At 58.8% G+C, this 20,780-nt stretch carries 20 protein-coding genes and 1 pseudogene; all 21 read right to left on the bottom strand.

The features are described from left to right. Nucleotides 1-40: 40 nt before the first annotated feature. On the bottom strand, nt 41-685 hold the full coding sequence (locus tag QKE19_RS10740; RefSeq protein ID WP_347891042.1) for a hypothetical protein: 645 nt from the start codon (nt 683-685) through the stop codon (nt 41-43). A gap of 3 nt (nt 686-688) precedes the next feature. After that, on the bottom strand, nt 689-1,216 hold the full coding sequence (locus QKE19_RS10745; RefSeq protein ID WP_070644285.1) for a DUF4913 domain-containing protein: 528 nt from the start codon (nt 1,214-1,216) through the stop codon (nt 689-691). Between the two features lie 27 nt (nt 1,217-1,243). Further along, on the bottom strand, nt 1,244-2,983 hold the full coding sequence (locus QKE19_RS10750; RefSeq protein WP_347891044.1) for a TraM recognition domain-containing protein: 1,740 nt from the start codon (nt 2,981-2,983) through the stop codon (nt 1,244-1,246). Continuing rightward, nucleotides 2,983-3,651: a hypothetical protein gene (locus tag QKE19_RS10755; protein WP_070644276.1), complete on the bottom strand. Its 669-nt coding sequence runs from the start codon at nt 3,649-3,651 to the stop codon at nt 2,983-2,985. Before QKE19_RS10755 ends, QKE19_RS10750 begins: the two co-directional genes overlap by 1 nt. A 37-nt stretch (nt 3,652-3,688) precedes the next feature. Next, nucleotides 3,689-4,381, bottom strand: coding sequence for a hypothetical protein (locus QKE19_RS10760; protein ID WP_070862971.1), 693 nt, complete (start codon nt 4,379-4,381; stop codon nt 3,689-3,691). Further along, nucleotides 4,378-5,424: a permease gene (locus tag QKE19_RS10765; RefSeq protein ID WP_101688081.1), complete on the bottom strand. Its 1,047-nt coding sequence runs from the start codon at nt 5,422-5,424 to the stop codon at nt 4,378-4,380. Before QKE19_RS10765 ends, QKE19_RS10760 begins: the two co-directional genes overlap by 4 nt. Continuing rightward, nucleotides 5,421-5,978, bottom strand: coding sequence for a hypothetical protein (locus tag QKE19_RS10770; protein ID WP_143485275.1), 558 nt, complete (start codon nt 5,976-5,978; stop codon nt 5,421-5,423). The genes QKE19_RS10765 and QKE19_RS10770 overlap by 4 nt, the downstream gene beginning before the upstream one ends. A 5-nt stretch (nt 5,979-5,983) precedes the next feature. Continuing rightward, nucleotides 5,984-8,074, bottom strand: a complete 2,091-nt coding sequence (locus QKE19_RS10775) for a peptidoglycan DD-metalloendopeptidase family protein (RefSeq protein WP_347891047.1) — start codon at nt 8,072-8,074, stop codon at nt 5,984-5,986. Between the two features lie 3 nt (nt 8,075-8,077). Further along, entirely contained in the window at nt 8,078-8,365 is a 288-nt protein-coding gene (locus QKE19_RS10780) for a transposase (RefSeq protein WP_083310568.1), read from the bottom strand. Beyond that, nucleotides 8,362-10,074: an ATP/GTP-binding protein gene (locus QKE19_RS10785; RefSeq protein WP_101688078.1), complete on the bottom strand. Its 1,713-nt coding sequence runs from the start codon at nt 10,072-10,074 to the stop codon at nt 8,362-8,364. The genes QKE19_RS10780 and QKE19_RS10785 overlap by 4 nt, the downstream gene beginning before the upstream one ends. Beyond that, nucleotides 10,075-10,881, bottom strand: a complete 807-nt coding sequence (locus QKE19_RS10790; protein WP_143485274.1) for a hypothetical protein — start codon at nt 10,879-10,881, stop codon at nt 10,075-10,077. Nucleotides 10,882-10,982: 101 nt separating this feature from the next. Continuing rightward, nucleotides 10,983-12,455, bottom strand: a complete 1,473-nt coding sequence (locus QKE19_RS10795; RefSeq protein ID WP_070862965.1) for an SCO6880 family protein — start codon at nt 12,453-12,455, stop codon at nt 10,983-10,985. A gap of 2 nt (nt 12,456-12,457) precedes the next feature. Further along, on the bottom strand, nt 12,458-14,311 hold the full coding sequence (locus QKE19_RS10800) for a hypothetical protein (protein WP_197691146.1): 1,854 nt from the start codon (nt 14,309-14,311) through the stop codon (nt 12,458-12,460). After that, the gene (locus QKE19_RS10805) at nt 14,311-15,231 is read right to left on the bottom strand and encodes a hypothetical protein (RefSeq protein WP_187400387.1); all 921 of its coding nucleotides are present in this window, start codon (nt 15,229-15,231) and stop codon (nt 14,311-14,313) included. The genes QKE19_RS10800 and QKE19_RS10805 overlap by 1 nt, the downstream gene beginning before the upstream one ends. Nucleotides 15,232-15,237: 6 nt before the next feature. Then, nucleotides 15,238-15,852: a hypothetical protein gene (locus QKE19_RS10810; protein ID WP_070862963.1), complete on the bottom strand. Its 615-nt coding sequence runs from the start codon at nt 15,850-15,852 to the stop codon at nt 15,238-15,240. A 113-nt stretch (nt 15,853-15,965) separates the two neighbouring features. Further along, entirely contained in the window at nt 15,966-16,235 is a 270-nt protein-coding gene (locus tag QKE19_RS10815) for a hypothetical protein (protein ID WP_070644253.1), read from the bottom strand. A 4-nt stretch (nt 16,236-16,239) separates the two neighbouring features. Continuing rightward, the gene (locus QKE19_RS10820; RefSeq protein WP_070644251.1) at nt 16,240-16,545 is read right to left on the bottom strand and encodes a TrbC/VirB2 family protein; all 306 of its coding nucleotides are present in this window, start codon (nt 16,543-16,545) and stop codon (nt 16,240-16,242) included. A gap of 19 nt (nt 16,546-16,564) precedes the next feature. Then, on the bottom strand, nt 16,565-17,134 hold the full coding sequence (locus tag QKE19_RS10825; protein ID WP_141764557.1) for a DUF6668 family protein: 570 nt from the start codon (nt 17,132-17,134) through the stop codon (nt 16,565-16,567). Nucleotides 17,135-17,205: 71 nt separating this feature from the next. Continuing rightward, the gene (locus tag QKE19_RS10830; protein ID WP_070862961.1) at nt 17,206-19,212 is read right to left on the bottom strand and encodes a cutinase family protein; all 2,007 of its coding nucleotides are present in this window, start codon (nt 19,210-19,212) and stop codon (nt 17,206-17,208) included. A gap of 35 nt (nt 19,213-19,247) precedes the next feature. Continuing rightward, the gene (locus QKE19_RS10835) at nt 19,248-20,030 is read right to left on the bottom strand and encodes a hypothetical protein (protein ID WP_141752759.1); all 783 of its coding nucleotides are present in this window, start codon (nt 20,028-20,030) and stop codon (nt 19,248-19,250) included. A 5-nt stretch (nt 20,031-20,035) separates the two neighbouring features. Then, a pseudogene (locus tag QKE19_RS10840) lies at nt 20,036-20,780 on the bottom strand (hypothetical protein); the annotation flags it as partial.

The raw sequence follows: 20,780 nt of genomic DNA on the forward strand, positions 1-20,780 counted from the left end.
ATCAGCAGTAATGCTGAAAGTCAGACACACTTTTTGCTACTTAACCCCCCGCGACCGATGAATCCGATAGTGCTTCTTCGGCAAGAGCAGCCTGCAATCCATCCGGAAATGCCTGTTCAGCAAAAGCAAAAGAATCACTAACGTCTGCAGGCGATACCCATTCTTCGGCGACTGCACCATCCTGGTCTAATTGCTCTATTGCCTCGTCCGACACAGAGTTTTCTTCCACAATCTGGTCGACTTCATCGACCATGGAGGCAATTTCCTCGGCAGCCAGCATCCCCATACCGAATCCGGCACCACGGCTAAACGACTCCGATTCCCACACCGACGAGCGAGGCTCCGTGTACTCCGGACGGTGATGCCACTGCCCCATTGCACGCGCAGAATCGTAAAAGCCGCGCTGTGACATCTCATCGGCAACCATCGTGCGATCCAGATCATTGTCCAAAATCTGGGCACTGACCGCATGCCGAACTAGCTCGCGCCCCGGCAGCTCGCGAACTACCTGCCGATTGAGTCTCGCCTGGCGATCGCGCAACCGAGACTCCGCCGCGCTCTGCCTATCGAGAGTGCGGTACCGCTGAGCAATCACCCGCCGTAATTGCCGATCCGCCTGCTGCAACGCTTTAACATCTGCCCGCTGTTGCTGGGCACGCAAGTACTCACGCTGGTGGCGTTCCATCGGCTAAGCGCTCCTTCGCGTCGACATCTTTTCTCGCAACGCCGTTCTATCTGACGCTAACGGCTCTAAGACCACACTGCGCTCACCACGACAGCGCTCAAATGGCCCGTTATGACGGTCAGTCAGCCACTTCATATGAAACTGGCCAATCGTGCGTAGCCATTCCTCTTCCCCCGTCGCTGGCGAGGCCGCGACTTTCGCCTCGAACGTGCCCCACATCAGCATCATCCGGCGCAGCACTGCCGGGTGCTCATACCACCGGGGAGACCAATGGGTATCCGAGGTTGCTGGAAACATCACCGCTACATACGAGTCAAAAAAATCGAATACGTCCTTGTACCGGGTCTCCCGCTCCTCCTTTAAATTGCGCGATGACCACTGCCCCACCGCTTCGCGCGTGCGTGTACGGACAGCATCAGTGAAATCGTCTTTGGCCACCATCGCCGACAGCTCATCAGCCAGCGTCTCCTCCATGACCGCCGACAGGTGGGGTGCAATCGTTTTTTCCACCGTGTCATAGAAAAAATCCATTGTTGAATCCTCCGTTGTTGTCGTATGCTACTTCGCCATCGCCTCGGCGATGGCAGGCTCAAAATCGCGCTCCCACCACGGAACGGACTCCACAAGCATGGGTGCTGCCTTTTGCGGAATGACGACCATCACTCCGAACGGGAGTGCCTGCAGCTCCGAAACGGTCAGCGTGCGTTTTTCTGCAATTGAGGTGCTTCTCGACGACTTGCCCCACGTACCGTCTGACGATCGGGATGTTCGGTGTTCCTCATGGTCGCCGATAAATGCCGACAGCTCCGACAAGAACCTCTCATCTTTAATGCCGCCGCCGTAGACCACACACGAGTTGGTCAGCATGTCACGCGTGGAGTCTTCGCCCCAAATGCGTTTCGCTTGGGTAAACGACTGCAAAATCGTCGTGATAATAATCGAGCGCGACCCATAATGGGAGTACTTGTTCGCCAGCTCGCCCCATTTGACCGTGTTGGCCGCCTCATCAAGTGGGCAGACCAACGGTACCGGCAGTCGGCCACCCGGCTGCGATTCACCGTATTCCTCGGCTGCATCCATCAATGTCACCAGCAGTGCCAGCGTCAATGCCGACGCAGACGTGGGTCCTTCTTTACTCAACAAGTACATCGTTGGCCGACTGCCTTGCTGTGAGTCCGCGATGAAGGCATCTGCATCAAAGCGGCGCTTGCCGGCAGCTGGAGTCACCCACTGGCCAGGGACTTCATGCTCAAGTGCGGCGACCATCTGCTGCGCGTTAGCAAACACGCCAGATCGTGTCCGCGATGTCAGCTCATACTGTGCCTGCAGCGCATCGGCTTTACGATGCCACCCATGTCGGCGCAGCAGCTCTACCGGCTCTTTATCTGTTTCGGCACCCGCCCACAACACCAGCTCGGTAATCGGGAGGTTTTCACAGCACGCTGCCAGCAGCCAGCCTGCTACCAGACGCTGACCGCCCTCGGAAAACATGTCTTTGTTTCCCTCTGACAGCCCCGCGTCATCACGAAACAGCCTTGCTAATCCAGTTGCCGCTGCATCCCACTCGTCGACACTGCGACGACGGATAAAGTCCAGCGGATCAAAGAACCAATCCGGTTCCTCCTTTGTCCAAATTCGCTGCGGATCAAAGACAAATACTTCCCCTACGGCCTGTCGTCCTGCCAGCGAATCATCGACGGTATCGCGTTTATTCGAGGAGGTAATCACTCCTCCTGGTGCCGACAGGATTTGTGGCAGCACCTGTGTCGAGGTTTTTCCTCGACGTGCCGCCCACAACTGCGTCAGCAGCGTTTCGTAGTCGGCGTACACCGGCTGGCCGGTGCGGAGTTCTTTGCCGAGCAAGACCCCCGGTGCCGCTCCCTCTCCGAGTTTAAGTCCCATCCGCTGTGAGGCTGCACCCGTGCTTTTCCCAGACATCGAGGCAATGTCAGACTTGGAGGCCATGTACTTCGCATTCGGCGCAATAGCTCGTCCCTTTTTCTGTGCGCGTCGCGATGTCACCTGCACCGCGACGACGGTGGCCACCAACGCAAGCACAGCTCCCAGCACCGTAATGCTGACTGCTTCACTGCCCCCGAGCACGACTCGTCCTTTGGCAATGCCGACGACTAATGCCACCGGGTTAACCGGCACGTCCTGCTGATCGCCACCAAAAAGCGGTGCCAATTTCAAACCACCAAGGACGATGCCCCAGATGATCCCTAGCCCGCCCAGCGCGATTGCTAGGGGTTTTTCATCGCCGGAGGGGTTTTTCAGGTTTCGCACATTGGTGGCCATCAGTCCGCCTCCACGAGTGCAGCTAGGTCATTGTCCTGCCACTTCTTATAGCCGGGAGCCTCCGCCATATCGACCGCCCGCATGTCAGCATCATCGACGTGGACATCAACGCCGATGTTAAACCGCGCACCCGTAATACGCAGTGCGGCAATGTCCAGTTCAGGGCACGTAGTGGTAATCAGAACACGTCCCTGCGTCTTTCCTGCCGCCTCTAGTGCCTTATGCGCCAGCCATACTGCTTTGTCGGCGGCCGACTGCTCTGCGCTGACGAGATCTCCCGCAATGCGGATACGGTCATCGTCAAAGAATCGCCCGTACCATACCGGAGTGTCGTCGACATCGACGACAGCAAAGGCTGCTGCTCCATCGTCTTCGGCTGCTGCAGACCACAGGCACACGACCGGGACATCCGTGATGTTGTCGAGTTCCTTAGCCTTTGCTTCCAGGCTTGCCTCGAATTTCTCGTTCGCTGCTGCGCGCAACGCGTCGTAGCGCACGCCGATTTTCAGCAGGCAATGTTTGAACTTCGGAAAGTCCTCCTTCGTCATCAGCGAGTGCTTCTCCGCGAACGCATTGAGGTCCTTGTGGGAGGAATAGCCTTTCAGTTCGGTCTTGTTTTCGGCGATGAGGTTGTCGATCTCAGTCCACCGCTGCTTGATTGTAGTCATGGTTTCTTTCTCTCCTTCGAAGTAGTTTTTTCACTCGTTATGCCAGCCGGGCGACGTCGTAGCCGGCATCGCCGACCTCACGGGCATCAACGACGCCTACGCGAGGGACAAAGTCCCGATCAGCAGTCCCCGACCCGGGAATCAGCACCACCGTTGCCGACACCCACGCCCCATCAGGGATCTCGCTGAGTCTGCCAGTGGAGTCGTTGAGCTCCACGAAGTAGGCTCGCGCATCGGCGGCGCAACAGGTCACTGTTACGCGACCGAGCCGTGCAATCTGTCCCTCACGTTCCAGTTGGCCGGTGACAATGACCTGACGACCCTGAAGTCTCCCATCGGCTGGGGTTGCTGACCGTGCGACGACCTCGCGCAGGCCAATTTCTACTGGTTGCACCGGTAAATCAGGCCATGATGCTGGAGACCCCGATCCCACTGCTGCTGCGCGGTTGGCAACATCAACCTGGGCGGGCAGCAATGCTGCCGGGGTCAGCACTGCGACGACCGTGACGATCAGCCCTAGCGCCCACGGGGTGATGCGATGCCCATCGTGGCCTGCGTGGTTGGCCCTACCGACAAGATCCATCACACCGAAGAGGGCCATCACCACGCCGACGGTGATCACTACCGCCGGGTGCATTGTCACCCACGCCGAATAAGACCCGTCGATACCGACGCGCAGAAGCCCTAGGCCAAAAGCGAGCATCAAAGTGCCTGTTAGCCACCGGCTCATAGCGACCACCCCAGTACGGTGCCCGCGACAATCGCGCAGGCCATACCCGCGACGATTCCGGTGGCCGCAACCACCTTTGTCGCACGATGCCCCAGCATGCCCTCCATCATCGCGGCCAGCTTTAAATCGATAATCGGGCCGACGATAAGAAAGGCCAACAGTGCCGGGGCAGGCAGACCGACGAACGATGCGGCAACGAACGCATCACCCAGCGAGCACAGCGACGCCACCACCGCAATCGTGGCCATCAGTGCCACCGAAACCCACACATTGTCGCTAATCGTCGCCACAGCAGAAGCTGGAAGCAAAGCAGATACTGACGCAGCAATGGCACCACCGATGACCAGGAAGGTCGCTGCCCCGACTGCATCGTGGCGCACCATAGCCAGCCACTGTTTGCCTCGCGACTCCTCCACAGGCCTATGGCACGAGCACCCATGCCCATGGTCATCTTCATGCTCGTGGTCATAACGGTCCAGACGGGCCACGACTTCCTGGTGAATGCGCCCAGAGGCCGCCGACACGGCCAACCCGACGGCAATGACCGCAACCAGAGCCGCTGCCCACCGAGCAACTGCCATCTGCGCCCCACCGAACGCAATCCAGGTCGCCACAAAAACAATGGGATTCAGCGACGGGGCGGCCACCATAAACGTCAATGCAGCTTCCGGGCGCACCCCGGATCCCATCATTCGCCGCGCAACCGCAACCGACGAACACTCACACGTCGGAACGACGATTCCTGCCACCGCCCCAACTAGCGTTGCCCCGAACCGATTGCCAGGGATGACCCGCCCCCAACGGGCAGGAGTCATCACCTGGGCAAGGCTTGCCGAGACCACTGCCCCAAGCAAAACGAGCGGCAGTGCCTGGACACAAATCGCAGCAAACGTCGCTAGCGCCACATGGAATCGTGGCATAGCGGAAATCAGCGCGTTCGATGCCGGTCGCACCAAATCCGGCAGCAGCGCCACCAGGGCCACGGCCCCAACCGTGGCCGTGGCCACCGAGCCTGCGCGCTGACGATCTAAGGCGGCGATCATGGCAGGCTCCTGACGTATTCAACATCAGAGAGTTTCCACATTCCTGCTTCACGCACCATCGACGCTCGAACCTCCGAGGCCGACAACGGAGTCCGCTCACCATCGGCGTGCCACACAAACACCCGCAGCTTTAGCGGCACCGTGGCGCTGGTTGCCTCCTCAGCCGGTTCACGGAACTCACGCGTCGGTTCCGCTACCGCATGGACCCGGTCACCACTTCGTGCCCACGCATCCCACTGATCAGGCTTCGGCGCACCAGCAGGGTCTCGAGCCAGCATCAAGTACTTTCCTGACAGGCGTTCAATGACGCGTGTTGCTGCATCCCCGGGCGAGGAATCCTCACCCGGAACATACGAGTTCACGGCTGCGACGGTGCTCGCTGCTGCGACTCCTGCGTCCTCACTGAGGGGATCTCTCACATCAACGTCCGGGTCCGCGCCGCCAGGCGTGGACCCAAACAACGCTAGCCCAATAACAACGGAAACCACGGCAACTACCGCGGCAGCTCCAACAGCCGCCACCATCTTCCAGCTCCGAGTCAACCATTTACTCATGTCTTCTACTTCGCTTTCTCTTCAAAACGCTTCGCGTGTTCGGGGATGACCTTGACGTACTGTTGCGTCTCGGCAAATGGCGGGACGCCGCCGTAGTTGAGCACATTTCCCCCACCGGCGTTATAGGAAGCCAGCATCAGCTCGGTATCGTCACCACTGACTTTTCCAGCCGCTTTCCATTCTTTGACCTGCTTGGCTGCTGAGCAAAGGTACCGTCCCGCTGCCATGACGGAATCCGGTATCGAGTTCGGGCTACCAGACCCTGGCGGCCCTGCGATCTCTCCATTCTCATCGACTTTCGCACCGCCTCCCTGCCACGTTGCCGGCATAAACTGTGCCGGGCCAACCGCACCAGCGGAACTGACCGCAGTCGTCGAAAACTGCGACTCCTGATAAATCAATCCAGCAATCAGCGGTGCAGGGGCCTCTTCGCACAGCTGCCCAGCAAGCCGAATCCACTTACGGAACTCCTCGGGAACTTCCCCATCATTAAGCCCAACGTCAACGCCAGCTATCGGGTCGCAATCCTCACCAGCGACTCCAGAGGGGCTACCCGGCACCTCTGAGCCGCCCTCAGGCGCTTCACCGTATTTTTGTCCCGGCTGCGGGTACCCGTGCCCGATTGTGGTGACATGAATATGGTCATAGTGATTTTGTGTTGGCGATCCGCGGTCTTCCATAATGTTGCCTTCCCCTTCAGCGGGGATGTACTTCTGTCGCCAGATGAAGTAATCGACCTGGAAATACTCGCGGTTGCCGTAGAGGTACTCCAAGATATCGTCGCCGAGCTGCTTTCCCTCCTCGGTATCCCAATTGGGAATCATAATGTCGGCTGCCCGACCCGACGGGTGATCGGGATACGGGTCATACGGACGCCACCCACCAATAGTTTCAATTTGTGGGAACCGTTGCGCGACCGACCTGGCCAGGCGAATCGTGTCGATTTGTAGGTGTTCTTTGGACTGAATAACAGGTGAATCTGGCACCTCGCCACCGCCAGCGGTTGAACCTGGCCCCTTGCGTCGTGGGGATTTCTTACCACTTGGTTTCTTCCCCACAGCATCAGCGAGCAGGCTGGCAAAGGCTGCCTTGCCTGCCTCACTGTGGTGAATTCCATCCCCACCGACATAATCCGGGTGCTGTGCGACCAGTGCTGCCCAATCTGCGACTGTCACCTTGTCAGCGTTCGCCTCAACGAGAGGATTAACCGATGAGGCAGCCGACACCTTTGGGCCTGCCACCGTTGTGAGCACCACCCGCGCGTCACCAGCCGCCTCAAGGGTGTCGTCAATATCTTTCTGGCTAAACGGGCCGTTCGTACCCAACGCCATGACAACGGTTTTCACCTTAGGTTTTTTCTGCTGCAGAATCTTCAAACCCTCGCTGTACTGGCGGCCTCCCTTAGCATCGATGTCAGCGCCAGGCAGAGCCTTTTCCAACTGTGCTTTCGCACCGACACTCAGCGAGTCACCGACGAGGAACACGTCGGCTCCGTCCGTCGAGGTAGATTTTCCCGCTGACCCCGGCTCAACGGCCTTTTTCAGCCACGGCATCGGATCAATGTCGTGGCCACCGTCGCGGCCTCCTTCCCACACCTCAAAGTGAAGGTGCGATCCCTGCGGGCCAGGAGGTGATACCTCACCGTTGTAGCCTTCATCGGCGATATGCTGCCCGGCCTTGACCGTATCCCCAGTCTTGACGTGAATGCCCTCCGGGAACACGTGCCCATAGACCGTCGAGTACAACTTGCCGTCAATCTGATGGTCAATGACAACCCAATCACCGAATCCGGTAGCGGAACCAGCTTTGGCCACGACCCCATCAGCGTAGGCATACAAAGGAGTGCCGTGGCCCTGGGCTATGTCTAGCCCAGCGTGTGACGGGCGCTCCGGCGTACGCCAGCCCGAGGTGATGTGATCGAGTGCATTTTTCTCCGGTAGCGAATACGCTCCGTCCGGAACACCGCCGTCTGCTGACGACGTTCCAGCTCCACTTTGTGGGCTGCACCTTTCGTCGGCATCATCGTTTCCCAACACGGTGACAAACACGACGATAAACAAAATCAACGACACGACGAAGGCAACAGTGGTTCGCATCTACTACTCCTCATCATTGTGCGACTCAGCATCGTGGCTCTGCCGACACCGACGGAGCTCTTCACGCAACCTCGCGTTTTCCGCCTCCAAATCCAGTACCCGCGACGCACGCGTTACCGGCCACCGCCCTGCGTCAGCGACCCAGGAATACACGGTCGTCTTAGATACGCCATGATTCTTACCAACCGCATTTGCTGCCGCTGACGGAGACGGATAAGTACGCCACGTCCGGTCGAACTCATCGATAACCCTCCGCTTGACCTGCTCGGGATACACCCATCCTCGACTCATGCCAAATCACCTGCCTGGAAGAACTCATCGAAACGAACGTTGGTGTCATGCAAGCGCAGCTCGCGCTCCGCTGGGAAAAGAATCGTCTGCACTGGAATCCCCGGAGAGCCGTCTTTCGACGGCTTAATCATGAACCGGCCACGGCCTGGCGGAGTAGCACGTGAACCGCGTGTGCGTGACCGCTTTGGTGGCGCGCCTTTCGACCACGAGGTAATCATCTGCGCCTCCGCCGGAGAGAACTGCAGGCGAGAGGATAAAATATCCAACTCGCTATTCGGCAGACCACCGCAAATGACCATGCCAGCACGTTCGATAAACCCCATCGCGGTCTTGCGATCTTCTTCGGTCGGTAGCGCTTCGAGGTCTTTGAAAGTATGGGTAATCATGTTCAGTACCGTCGCGTCGGTGCGGTTAAGTCGAGTCAATCCATCGACTTGTGCGACCATGCCCGGAGCCGACGACAACACCTGCCACATCTCATCGAGCGTGACAGAGAAATATTTCTGTGGCCCCAGGCCTGCATCCGCGAGCATGTGCGCGGCCTCGATCGCGCCGAATGCTGACGACCAGCAGGCCATCATCACCGCAGCTTTCATGGCACCATCACCACGGTCGATAGCAGAGACATCAATGCATACCGCTGTGGAGTCCACATCAATCGGGGTGGTCGTCTGTCCAGAAAAAATCTGCCCCGTCGCACCATCGAGCAGCGAATTCAACGACAAGATCAACGAGTCGATGCGCTGATTCCACTCATCTTTCGACCGCGCCCTGCCCTTTTGCAACAGCAGTTCCGATCCTGCTTCCAGGTGCGAAATGAGGTCTTTCAGCTCTGGTGGGTTTGCCCAGTCGATATCCTCCTGCTCATAAATCTCACGCAAAGCAACCGAAATCAACATCGATTCAAAGTCAGCAATTTTCTCACCTCGTCCCAGCCCCACAAGCGTGGCCACCATCGTGACCTGACGACCATGCACCTGCTCTTTGGCACGCTCGATAAGCTCTTCTTGGCCTTGCTGCTGAAGCTGTTCACGTGCGGCCTCGAGCTGCGGGATAACGCGCCCGAGAGCACCGACATCCAGCGGATTCATATGCCCTAAACCGTGGCCAATAGTGATCACCTGGCCGCCGACCTGGTGAACGAAACCGCGATACTCGCCTTTAATATCACCTGCACAGATAGGGATATGACCTTGGGCAACATCGCCCATCAACATTTTGCGAATCAGCGTGGACTTACCCAAACCCGGCAGCGACAGCACGAAACACGACGGGTTAGCAATAATCCCCTCACGAAACCACGCCAGCGGATCGCAAGCGACCTCGGCCTGGGTGGTGACATGACGACCAAGAGGCGTACCAATCACCGGCGACGGGGCACCGACGACATTCGGATTAAAACCCGCGCCGAGATTTGTCGTCGTCTGCCACTCCTGCGGCCCCGAGATCACCCGAGCAGTACCAGCGCTATGTCCAACAAACCCATTGGCACGCGGGCTGCCGTAGGCTTCTTCGAAATGAACAGGCGCACTCCCCCGGGAAGCTTTACGTATTTGTTCGAAATGCGCGTCGCGACGTCGCCGCGTCTTTTGCCACTTGCGGTATTCCCGACCACGTCGAGACAACGCCGGCGGCGCATGCTTCTCACCGGCTTCCACCGCCTCATGGAAGTGCTGCCAGTCAATATCGCTCATCGTTGTCTGCGCCATCTATGCCACCGCCTTGACAACATCAAGGTGCTGCCAGCCCAACACTCCGCCACCACACATCGTGGCGACAGCAATGCCCGTACGACCCCGCAGACGATGCACACGCAACTGCACGTGGGGATCGAGTGCGTCAATAATCACCCCGGCGACATCGGCCACTGCCTCGGGCGAATCCTCTGCCGAGATGGTCAAAACCCCAACACGTCGGCCACTGCCCTGCCCATCAAGGCCCGGACGAAATTGGCGCGCAAGTGCCACCCGTGGCCCAACCTGAATGGCGCTGGTCGCTTCCACGACCTGGGTCTCCACATCCGGCACATCAATGTCAACAGCAAAACCCACATGCGCCACACCATCGATAACCACCGAATCCGGTGTTTCTTCCACCTTTTTCGCTACCGGTGGCCACGCCGGTTGCTGCACGTCTGACCACGAATAGGCTGCCAGCTCCATCACCTGGTTGCTGGTCAATGGGGTCGCTGCCAAATTGGCGTCGGCAGCAGCGTTAAACAGCTGGGTTGACCGGCGTGCCAAGTCGGCAACAAACTCATCATCGTCACGGCGCTGGGACTTAGACCGCGCGCGAAAGGTAGCCCACAAACGCGCAGGTGCAGGCGATGCCCCACCACTCATCACTGCCGTCGTCGCTACCAAGCCGTCGACATCGCCAAGCCCGCGCTCAACGTCAACCAACAGCCGCGTATCAAACATCGGCTCGTCAAAGACCAACCCCATGGAGGCCTGTGCCCGGCTGCGGTCGATAATCGCCGCAAATGAGAACCCAGCTGCGTCGATACTTTCTAACATGCGAGTACCTCGCATTGCTGTCGGGATGATTCCCGACTCGCTTTTCTTTCTTTGCCACCACATGGCTGTCAGTTCCTTCTTCGTTTCGTTGTGTGGCTCGCCTACGCGGCAGCCATCTGCGAGGTCGTTTCCTTATTCCACGGCACCTGGCCTGCACCACAGGTAATGGCAAAACCGGTATCCTGCTGCCGATCCATCGAGGCCAATCGAATCGACGCGCCTGCACCCAACTGCTCAATGTCATGGCGCATACGCGGCAGCATCTCCTGCCGATCAGTCGTTGCCGTCACAAACAGCGAATAGCGGCCAAGCTGCGCTCCTCGTGCCTGCGCACGTCTGGCCGCCTCTGTGTGCTCCAAACGCATCTCGGCCTTTGCACTGGTGATTTTCTTCGATGAGTTCGCTGCCACCATCGCGTCTCGGTGCTCCTGCTCCACACGCGAGGCACCGGCACCGGCCTCAAAAGGCCTGTACACCAGGCACACACGCTTGCGGTCAATACGCGCGTGCGGTGCTATCAGGCCGGTGAGCAACATGTCTTCAAACGTTGATCGGGGCGCTTCCCGCATCTCCCATGTCACTGAATGCCAGCCATCATGGGTGTACTGGTCCTTGAGCGTTTTTGCCACCGAAGGGCCAGCATCGTCCCAGTTCATACCGTGCGGCTGCCCGGAGACGCGTAGTGACTCAAACGGGTACTCCGCCGACGGGTCGTAAAAGCTGTGAATCCTCGACACTAGTGTGTCCTCATCCATCGGCTCGGCGATAATGCCCGCCCAGCCCAGCGACGTGTACCAGCCCGGCAGACGCGTCGACAACTGGCCGATAAATGTTTCGTCCTCGATGACTTCACCATCAAACTTGACCGTGATAGCAATATGCGACTCGACTTCCGGAACATGAATACCCAGATAATCTGCGGCCTCCGCCATCACGCGACGTGCAATCGGTGCTGCCGAGTCCACAACAATCGAGGAGACTTCCTTATCAACCAGCTGTCCAGTACCCGGACGGGTCGACACCACTACCGCTGTCGAGACCACGTCACCAGACAAACTCAGCATGGCCAGCCACCGTGACCACTCTGCCGTCATCGCATTACGCTCACCTTGTGTCATCGCCGTTTGGCCCGTCAGCTGACAGTCCAGAAAGACAGTTGCTTCCCGGCGTGGTCGATCGAGCACTGTGACAAACTCTCGGCCATCAGAATCCACACCAGTCATCGATTCCGTCCGCGCTAACATGCCGGGAAGTCGGTAATGGCCACCCGGCACCCTGGACAGTCCACCAGCAATGTAGGTGTCCTCTCCCCTATGCCGACGGCGCGAATCATCACGAAGGATCTGACCCATCTCGGCCACTGTTCGCGACGACCACCGCACTGAAATCAGTACTGCAATAACCGCAGTCAACGGCAGGACTACCGTAAACCCCAGTTTTCCTAGCCCCAACAGCTGCAGCAGCAAGAATCCGAAAAACCCCACGGCCACCACGATGGTTGCCTTGAGGGAAAAACCGCCAAGGCCGGTGCGCTGGGGCGGTTGCCCCAGTGAATACTGAATTGGTTCATCCATGACTACTGATGCCTCCCGCCTGCAAATCCGCTGACCCCGATGGAGTCATCCAATACGCGCTGTGTATGACTTGCGCCCTGCGCCGCCCCTCGAGCGGCGGCTGCACCGACTTTCATCGCCGAGGCTGTGCCAGACAGGCCTGCTGCGCCGATACGCTCCGTGACTGTCGCCGCACGCGTTGCTGCTCGACTCGTCCCTGCCGCAAATGCACCCATCCGCTGCCCAAATCCGCGATTGGCTTGGGTCCGAGCCGCCGCACCCGGCTGCCCGGACGACGTCGCTGCTGCAGCAGTAGACTGCCCGCCACCGACACTCGATTGCCCACTTCCGGCAGGAGAAGCGCCGCCACCAGAAGCCATCGGTGCACTTCGGCTACCACCGCTGGCAACGCTGCTTCCTCGCGAACTTCCCGTCGAACCGCTGGGAGTCGTGTCACGGGCAGGTGCCGCGCCACTGCCTCCCGACGAACCGGCCTTGGGCGCTCGCCCCGTGGAGCTGACCGGCGCTCCGGCTGCGCTGGGTGCTGGAGATCCGCCTGCCGCACTTGCACCAGCAGCGCCCTTGGCCGCTGAGGCTGCCAGCGCCGAGGAGCCGCCACTAGCCAACATTGCTCCGGCTCCGAGCGCGCCAGCCACCCCTGCCCCGGCTGCCTGAGCCAGTGGTGCTGCCCCACCGCCACCAGCTTGCGCTGTCATCGGCGCAATCACCCGCACCAGGGCTGGCGCACAGAAACCTGCCAACGCAATCATCAACACGTTGACTGCGGCTGTGAGCACATCCCCCTCTGCAGGCTGGCTAGCGTTCCACATCACCACCGCATACAGCAGCGCAGCCAGCGGCTTATAGGCCACTGCTGCAATCATGTAGGCAACGAGATTGTTCAACATATTGCGTCCCGTTTCACTGAAACTCGACGCAGCTGCCAGTGGAGTCAACCCCACAACAATCGGCAAAATCAGTGTTCGAACCACCAGAGCAAGAATCTGCATGAGGCCACCGAGCAGCGAGACAATGGCGAGGATCATCAATATCACTGGTCCGCCCATGGACTCATCTAACGCAGCCAAATCAACGACCTGGTTCGGGTCAGTGACCCCAAAGTTCTCCATAATCTTGTTGGCCAGAACATCCGTGGCAATCAATGCGCCAGGAACCGCAGCAACAACACCAAAGCTAAATACGATGTACTTGACGACCACACCAGCGGTTTCTTCTACCCCGTCTTGCAACCCCATTCGGCGTGAGGCGGCAATCCGATAGCCTCCGATGATGAACGAGCAAATCAGTGCCATGGCTGCAAGCCCTGCCACGATGTTCTTCACGCCTTGAATGTTGGCGTCAACGTTGCGTGTCTGGGCAGTCGAAAAATCGAACCAAAACGTCATAGTCAGCTGAAGAACTTCAGCGTTGCCCTCAATGAGCGCCTGCACGAATTTGCCGACGGGATCTTCCCAATACTCTCCGGCTGCTTTCACCGCCGTATCCACCGGCTTCTTCATGTTGCAGGCTGCTGAGTTGACCGTACGCCCGCCTTTAGACCCCAGCGACTGATCCTTTTCATAGTGCTCAGCCAGCCGCCGGTACTCTTCGGGGTGTTCTTTCTTGATTTTCTCGATGACCTCAGGGTTGGCCTGAGCATTGAACTTCTGGCCATCCTCAACGTACTTTTCAAGATCAACCGTGCCGTCTTTCACCAGCTGTCGGGTAGCTGCCTCGTCGTAGGAACGCGAGATGCACTCCTCATAGGCTTCATCTCCGGTTGATTTCTCATCGTCAGCAGCAGCCGCATTACCCGCTCCTGCGAGCAACGCCAACACCACAACGAGAAGCACTTCACCAAATTTGCGCAAGCTCATCACTGGTAATCCACCAATGTGTACCCGTCAAGCGAATCGGGGGCCGGACGAGAAATGGCGGCATCGTTCGAACCTGACAGATCCACCACCCAGTCATTGTTCGTCCAGCGCAGCGACATCCTCGCCGCCATGGCTGTCTCCGGTCGTCCCGGTGTCGGCTCGCCGTAGACTACGTCGACTACCATGAGGTCGCCTCCACAACTGATGATTTTGTAGCCGGTCGCCCCGGGCATCGTGGAGGCCCGAGCCAATCGAGACGGCCCCTCAGTGTCAAGATTTTTGTCCGCGCGCTCCTGGGCGACCTGCGCAGAATCTGCCCACAGTGCCTTATCGATTTCTTCTCCCACCTCATCGCCCTGGGCAGGCAGGCCGTAGCCCAACTGGTTGATTGCCGCCATCACCGCACCTTGCGGCGAATGGGCGTAGCCGCGTGGAACCGCGCGCTCCATGCGAGACGGGCCAGCCTCAGTATTGACGGCAAGGAACCGCGCCTTGACATATTGCAGCTGGGTTTTACCCGCTAAGTCGGTGTTTTCACACGCATCCGGCTGATCTACCAACGCGGAGGAGGCAGGCAAATCACCCAACGGATTTCGTGGCGTAAATACTCGACGGGACGATACCGGCTCCGTGGCGTACTGGCCAGGAGTGGCAAACTGTGCGTCAATATCACCATCAAGCACATCGGGCCAGCTACGCTGATCCCCTTCTACGCTCGCCCCCGGAGTATTACCATCGGGAAACTGCTTGTCGTTGGGATTATTCTTCGTAGATTTCTCCTTCGACAACGGTGAGGCCGGCGACTCAGCAGACGGACTATCATTCGTTCCTGTTAAAGCCATGTAGCCACCGACAACAATCACCACAAGCGCAATCGTGATACTGACTAAGACGGCAAGTGTTTTCGTCGATTTACTCACTGCTGATTACCCCTCGAACGCGGTGAAGTTCTCGAACTGTGCGTCACTGACCTTGACCAAATCCGGCTCCTGCCCCTGTGGCGGGACGACCATCCGCCAGTCACCACTGGAGCGATCGAGCTGCACCGGATACCCCATGAGCCCGTGCTGCGGGTACTCCGCTGCAATCACGACGACGGCTTTGCTTTCGGAAAACTCGGAGAACTTAAAGCCCTTGAACTGTGGCGGATTCTTCACATCGCCGTCAATATCCATCAGCGACCGGGCCTGCGCCCACTGATCGCGGCCTTGCCCTGGAGCCAGCATCCATTGAGAAACCTCCGGCCAGACCTCCTCACCTGCGGTGGACATGTAAACCTGCCCATTGATTGCGGCCATCACCGCACCCTGCGGAGACGGTGCCCAACCGTGCGGCACCGGGTCAGTGTTCTTTGGCCCGTCATCCTTGGATGACGGCACTTTAATACCGCGGGTTTGAGCATCTGACCAGCTCACATTCTTCGGAGCCGCAGTGGTATCCCATTGCTCATGCCCGGCAGTAGCCTCCTCGTCATTGGAGCAGCCAACCAGAGCGCCTGCCGCAGCAGTAGCAGCAAGCAGGAGAGAAGTCATCTTTTTCATGGCGGTACCTTCCTTATCGGTTTGGGAAAAACCCAGTTCGTCATCGTTCGATGTATTTGTAAAGAAACCCCCAGGTCAGCCCAGCCGACCTGGGGTAGATTGAATGAGTGGCATTAGGTAAACCACTGCGCCAGCGTTAACGCGGAAGTCATCACCATCACGCCAAGTGCAATCCGAAACGCGCGCACCGTCGGCGACGTTGCACTGACAGGTTCGCCACGGTTACGGTCCAGCGCGAGCATCGCGCCGAAAATAATGACCGCCACCACAGCACCAGCCAACGTGACGTAGAGAGTCATTTGCAGCCAGCGCCACACTTCACTTTTGATTTCTGCGGGCAGATCCCACGGTGAGGTCGGAGGCCCAGCTGCCAGCACCTGCATTCGGCTACAGGAAAGCAGCAATCAGACTGGAGGCACCGCCGATCAGGGTGGCGCCGATGCCAATGCGAAGTGCCATACCCGTGGCTTCCTCACTGGTTCCTTCGCGGCGCGATAGCGCCATTGAGGCACCAGCGACAATGACACCGATAATGGCGACGCCAATGCCGATGTACTGAGCGAAATTCAAACCTCGGTCAAACTTTGCGCCGAAATCGCCCGGAGCCTGCGGGCTAAGGTTTTGCCCTGGCATCTGCGCCAGCAGCACTGTGGAGGCATCGTAGAGTGCCCCAACGTGGTCAATCATGGTCATGGTGAAAACTCCTTATGTCTTACGTGGCTGGTTCAGCCAGCTCGTGTGCCTCAAGTGCCGAATCGAAAATAGCTTCGGCTACGGTAATGACTTCTACGGCAGGCACATCAGTAATCGGTGGTGTCTTTCGGCGCGAGCGTTTCTTCCGTTCCGGCATCTCATAGCCCGGTTCCCACACCGCCAACTCGTCCATATCTGTCAAGCGGATAGCATCGAGGTAGGGAATCCGCCAGATACGGAAGTGCTGTTCAATCACACCGACTTTGCGGGCAAGCGCCTTGGGCATCTTCCCTGGCGCATCGGCGACAATCGCAATGCCGAGCAGCATCACGTCGCCTGCCTGTCCCGCACGTGCCTGCAGTGCGGCCTGGTGTGCGCGCTCCAAACCGACCTTCGTCGACCGGCACACCAGCACGCAGTAGGGGTTTTCCACCCCCGCTGGCCACGCCTGGCCAGCATCGCCCATAGGGGCCAAAATGTGAGAGAGGGTGCTGACTCCAGCTCCCCCGTGTGCGCCGACGAGCCATACAGCAGGAGCTGGCTGATCTCCGTTGTCATCGCCCGAGACCTGTGCGTCAATGGGCAGCATGGAATCCTCTCTGAGAAAAACTTGACGGAAGTCATCTGCACCTGAAGTAATCGCGACGGCACCCATACGGATTAACCCCCAATCAGCTGCAGTGCGTTACCGATAGCGCCCGGATCGAATGCCGGAATGCCACCAGTTCCACCAGCCAAGCCCGTCAATGCGCCAGCGGTTTCTCCAATGCCAGAAACAGCCTCCGACAACGTCGGCATCGACGTGCCCGATGCATCACCGACTGCGGCGCGCGCCCAGTCGGCAGTCAGATCGGTAGCCGAGCGACCGTCCGCTGTCACCGGAGTCGTCTGGTAGGCACCCGCCCCCATCGACTTCCAGGTCGCAGCCTGGGTAGCGACATCAGCAATCTGCTCATCTCCCAGGCCTGCAGCCTTAATCTCGTCAAAGACACGCAGAGCAACGCCAGTTGCCGTTGCCGGAGTGACGATATTCAGTGCTGCCGACGCCAGTTTGGTGGCGACCACCGGAATCGCGGCAAATGGGTCAGCGGCACCGGCAGCAGCGATTTGTGCCAAGTTCGCCGGAGTGACGACATCCTTGGCAAAGGTAATTCCCGCTGCCAGCCCCATACCACCGAGCTTCAAACCGGACTGAATCAAGCGCTGACCCATCTCACCAATGTCATGCGGGCGGTCAGCCTCATCAGCAATCTTGGCAATCATCGTGTCGTCCGTGTTTTCGGCCCGAGCTAACTGGAATCCTTGTGGGCCGAAGCTCAGATCATCGGCCAACGATTCCACGCCACCGAGAACAACGGCTGGACCCAACGTGTCCGCAATAGCCATCAGCGACTTCTGAGGATCGTTGAGGTCAATAGACTGAGCGCCAGAGGCGATAATCTTGCGTAGCGGTGACCCCTCCGGAATAGCGCAGGTGGAATCGCCCTCAATGCAAAAGCTCATCACACGGTCAGCAAGCGCCCCGAATCCGCCGGTCGATGTACCGGAGGTCGTACCAGTTGCGCTATCGGCGCTCGTACCGGTGGCCCCCTGGCCACCAGCCGCGTCAGTTAAGGTAGCTACACCCGCGCCCTCTGGCGCTACATTCGTGTCATTGGTCGTCAGCGTGTCAGCAAGCTTGGTGGTGTTTTCTCCCGAGGTCTCAGGAGCTGCCGCCGGAGCTTGCGCTCCGTTGCCGACCATTGGCTGGCTTTCCCCACGTGACGGGTCAGAAAAAAGTGCTACGCCCGAGACCTTGTCCGATGGGAAGTTCGACTGGCCGGAGCCAATCTGCTTCGAGACAATATTGGCAACCTGCGCGCCCTCAGAATAACCGAGCAACATCACGCGCGTATCCGGGCACGAGGACTGAATCTCCCCGAGAGTCTCGTTGACCTTATCGACGGCGGCACTAACAGCCTCGGAGTATTCCTTCTTTTCTTCTCCGTTGACACCAGGGATGTATCCCTCACCCTGCTCATCGAAGTTAATGTAAATGCGTCCGACCTTTTGAGGGTTGTCGGCGACACTTTCCATGGTGCCACTGGAGCTGGCCGACGACTCACTGCTATCGCTGGATTCTTCCGACTGCGTGGAAGTCTCCGAGTCCGACTCGCCGGTGCTCTCCGGTTCGTTGGCCAACCCGGCGGGCGAGCTGGATTCACTCGATGGCTCATCATCTGAGGCGTCACTGGTTTGTGACGAGGTCTCGGACGACGGGTCGCCCCATAAGTCATCGCTCGACGAGTCTGCAGCACTGGCCGAAGATACGGAGGAGTCTTCCGAGTTTCCCCACAAGCTGTCGGAGGAGTCGCCAGTTGTCGGTTCCGTCGCAGCCGATTCCGAATCAGCGAACCCTGCCGACGGGTCTTCAACCTTGCCACCATTGGCATCCATGACCTTGGTCGATACGTCGGAGAAAAAACCGGTATCGGTGTTCTCATCGCCCACAGAGTCGAAGCTGGAATTAATAATGACTAGCTGCATAGCGGGGCACTTGTCCGCTTGCGCGACGTTGTTTTTCGAGACGGTTACCTCCGGGTCTGCCAGCGCTACTGGAGGCAGAGCCGTGGTGACCAGCACTGTCGCCGAAAGTCCTGCGACAATCGGTGGAATGCGTCGTTTCATAGCAATGTAGGCCTTTTCTACTAGCGTCCCGGTTTCTATCGGGACTCGATTTTCGTCAGTCGCCATTGCTGTGTTCCCGGCACAGTTTTGCCGGATACTCGCTGGCGGTACATAGTTTCTTCACCATTGGGATCGGTCACAGTGAGATCAATGTCAACTGACTTGGCCTGTGGCTTTGTCGGCTGAATAGTCACGCACCATGTGGTGCCCTCGGGCGCTGCCTCGGGCAACACGGTCTCCCAATCTGTTTCTGCAAGCCCTGAATCCTGCGCCACCGTCTCCATCAGTGCGTCCGTGTCCTGGCCGTAATACGCCTTTTCAAATGCGACGACCGCGCTACGAAGATCCTTCGTGCCACCAACAATGGGGGTCTTGCCGGATGCGTCCTCACACTGACCGGCGTAACCGACCGGCGCTGGTGGTGCTACTGGGGTCTCCGCCGGCACCGCCACCGGCGCTGGCTCATCATCATTGGTCATCAACACCAATGCGGTTGCTGCTCCGACCAATCCAATCCCGAGCATGACCGCACAGATCATCAACATCACTGCGGTTTTCGATGACGCTGACGTATTTTTCGTTCCAGCGGTCGCTGCGCCCGTTTTCGGCTTGGCTAGCAATCGGGTGCGCAGATCTGGCTTCTGTGGAGTGGGAGGCAGAGCGCGAGATTGCGCCGAAGATTCGGACTGCACAGAATGCAAAGACGTTGCTTCTGCATCGACGTCGTTTGCAGAATCGACGGTTTCGGCCGCCTCCTCTTTTGCTTCGCGTTCCTGCCGCCGAGCTGCGGCCTGGTCAAACCAACTCTGGCTCCCCATTTCCATTACACCTCTGGCGAGTCCGAGGTGTCTGCGTCATAGGAGCCAGTAACCGTCGTGTCCTCGACGGTTACCTGTGCAGATGCAGGAGCCTGTCCAGCTGCCGCATCAAAGGCTTCTTCACGCACCTGCGAGACGGTGTCATTGACCTGCTGCTGTGCCTTCGCCACGGCAGCCTGTGCATCCTTAACCGGCTGCGGCGTTACCTTGTCGATTGCTGCCTGGCCACGTTCGACGTGCTTAGCGACAGCCTGCTGCCCAGTCTCTACGATATTGCCGTTCGTAGACACCTCTACTGCTACCTTCGGCGTGCTCACCGCAGCATGCCCAGCGGGAATATCCACAGTGATGGTGTTGTCCGTGGTTGTCAGCGATGCCTTCTGGAGGTTCCACTGTCGATCGACAGTGGCATCGAATTCACTCTTGTGCTCAGGTGCGTCAACCGTGAGCTTGCCGGTCAGCGTATCGGTCTTGCGTACCTTCTCATTAGTTGCCTGGGGTGCCGGGGTGCCCGCTGGAGCTTCCTGCGCAGTAGCAGAAGGCTGTTCCGACTGTTCATTCTCCGCAGCCGGAGTGGTCGCCGGAGTCTCCTTTTGTGAGGAAGCGGTATTGGCCTGCTCCACCGTAGGCTGCTCGACCGGGGTGGAGTCGGTCGACGTCGGCACGGACGCTGTCTCAGTGTTTGTCTGAGAGGTGGCGGTCGGGGCAGCCGGAGGCGTAGCCTCAGCTGGCTCATCGGTAGTCGCCGCC

It is taken from the genome of Corynebacterium sp. c8Ua_99 (assembly GCF_039907185.1).
Taxonomy (GTDB): Bacteria; Actinomycetota; Actinomycetes; order Mycobacteriales; family Mycobacteriaceae; genus Corynebacterium; species Corynebacterium jeikeium_D.